Annotated in this window: 1 tRNA gene and 2 rRNA genes (1 of these 3 cut by a window edge); all 3 read right to left on the bottom strand. The window is 53.7% G+C overall.

Features of this window, described 5'->3' with window-relative positions:
• Positions 1-77: transfer RNA gene (locus tag BV95_RS22170), tRNA-Met, on the bottom strand.
• Positions 78-154: 77 nt separating this feature from the next.
• Positions 155-269: ribosomal RNA gene (gene rrf / locus BV95_RS22175) — 5S ribosomal RNA — on the bottom strand.
• 129 nt (positions 270-398) lie between these two features.
• A 23S ribosomal RNA gene (locus BV95_RS22180) occupies positions 399-2,500 on the bottom strand (it continues 695 nt past the right edge of the window).

The following is a 2,500-nucleotide window of genomic DNA, read 5'->3' on the forward strand; positions in this document are numbered from 1 at the left end:
TGGTTGCGGGAGTAGGATTTGAACCTACGACCTTCAGGTTATGAGCCTGACGAGCTACCGGGCTGCTCCATCCCGCGACACTGTGGTACGCTGCGGAGGCCGCGTTGAATATTGTGGATGGGTTTTTGTTTTTTTCCAAAGCGCAAGCTTCAATGCCTGGCGACGCCCTACTCTTCCGGGGCTTGAGCCACAGTACCATCGGCGCAGACTGGTTTCACGGCCGAGTTCGGGATGGGATCGGGTGGGTCACAGACGCTATGGTCACCAAGCAATGGGGCTTGCGCATTTGGGTTATAATCGATGCCGTGCACTTTAGGGTGTAAATATATCTGGCTTGAGGTGATCACCACGTTGCTGACGCTGGGGATTATTCCAGTGTTGTCATTGATGGTGGGACTCTCAGGCGCGATCAGAGCAATTAGGACCGGTTAGCTCCATATGTTACCACACTTCCACATCCGGCCTATCAAGGTCGTGGTCTACGACCGCTCGAAGAAATCTTATCTTGAGGGAGGCTTCCCGCTTAGATGCTTTCAGCGGTTATCCCGTCCATACATAGCTACCCTGCTGCGCCGTTGGCACGACGACAGGTACACCAGAGGTATGTTCAACCCGGTCCTCTCGTACTAGGGTCAACTCCTCTCAAATTTCGACGCCCACGGCAGATAGGGACCAAACTGTCTCGCGACGTTCTGAACCCAGCTCACGTACCACTTTAATTGGCGAACAGCCAAACCCTTGGGACCTGCTCCAGCCCCAGGATGTGATGAGCCGACATCGAGGTGCCAAACGATTCCGTCGATATGAGCTCTTGGGAATCATCAGCCTGTTATCCCCGGCGTACCTTTTATCCGTTGAGCGATGGCCCTTCCACGAGGGACCACCGGATCACTATGACCGACTTTCGTCTCTGCTCGACTTGTCAGTCTCGCAGTCAGGCGGGCTTATGCCATTGCACTCTAACAGACGGTTTCCAACCGTCCTGAGCCCACCATCGCGCGCCTCCGTTACTCTTTAGGAGGCGACCGCCCCAGTCAAACTACCCGCCACAGAGGGTCCCTGCACCGGATAACGGTGCGAGGTTAGACATCAGAAAACAACAGGGTGGTATTTCACCTATGGCTCCACGACAACTGGCGTCATCGCTTCAAAGCCTCCCACCTATGCTACACAGTTCTTTCCTAATGCCACTCTGAAGCTGCAGTAAAGGTGCACGGGGTCTTTCCGTCTAACCGCGGGTACTCCGCATCTTCACGGAGAATTCAATTTCGCTGAGCATATCCTGGAGACAGTGGGGAAGTCGTTACGCCATTCGTGCAGGTCGGAACTTACCCGACAAGGAATTTCGCTACCTTAGGACCGTTATAGTTACGGCCGCCGTTTACCTGGGCTTCAATTCAGAGCTTGCACTCCTCCTCTTAACCTTCAGGCACCGGGCAGGCGTCAGGCCCTATACGTCGTCTTGAAGCCGACTTAGCAGAGCCCTGTGTTTTTGCTAAACAGTCGCTACCCCCTGGCCTGTGCCCCCCACAAGTGCTTGCGCATATGTGGGGCCTCCTTCTTCCGAAGGTACGGAGGCAATTTGCCGAGTTCCTTCAGGATACTTCTCTCAAACGCCTTGGTATACTCTACCATTCCACCTGTGTCGGTTTAGGGTACGGTCTATACGGAGGGGCTATTTCCTGGGACAACTTCACTGCCCGGACCAATCCAATAAGGCCGAACAATTTACGCCATCCGTCACACACCTCCAGGCCCACGAATATTAACGTGGTTCCCATCGACTACCCCCTTCGGGCTCGTCTTAGGGGCCGGCTTACCCTGCTCAGATTAGCTTTAAGCAGGAACCCTTGGAATTTCGGCGACAGTGCATCTCACACTGTTAATCGCTACTCATGTCTGCATTCGCACTTCCGATACCTCCACGACCCATTACCAGATCGCTTCAACGGCCTACGGAACGCTCCGCTACCGCTCAGTCAAAGACTGAACCCTAAGCTTCGGTGCACGTCTTGAGCCCCGTTACATCTTCGCCGCAGGATCTCTTATTTAGACCAGTGAGCTGTTACGCTTTCTTTAAAGGATGGCTGCTTCTAAGCCAACCTCCTGGTTGTTTTGGAAATCCCACATGCTTTCCCACTTAGACGTGACTTGGGGACCTTAGCTGTAGGTTAGGGCTGTTTCCCTTTTGACGACGGACCTTAGCACCCGCCGTCTGTCTGCCGAACTAGACTCGTTGGTATTCGGAGTTTGGTTAGAGTTGGTAGATCTCGCGACCCCCGCATCCATCCAGTGCTCTACCCCCAACGGCAATCATTCGACGCTCTACCTCAATAGATTTCGCGGAGAACCAGCTATTTCCCGGCTTGATTGGCCTTTCACCCCTAAACACAACTCATCCGATAATTTTTCAACATTAAACGGTTCGGTCCTCCAGTGCGTGTTACCGCACCTTCAACCTGGTCATGCCTAGATCGCCGGGTTTCGGGTCTAATGCATC

Origin of the sequence: Sphingobium chlorophenolicum, from assembly GCF_000722875.1 — a bacterium.
Taxonomy (GTDB): Bacteria; Pseudomonadota; Alphaproteobacteria; order Sphingomonadales; family Sphingomonadaceae; genus Sphingobium; species Sphingobium chlorophenolicum.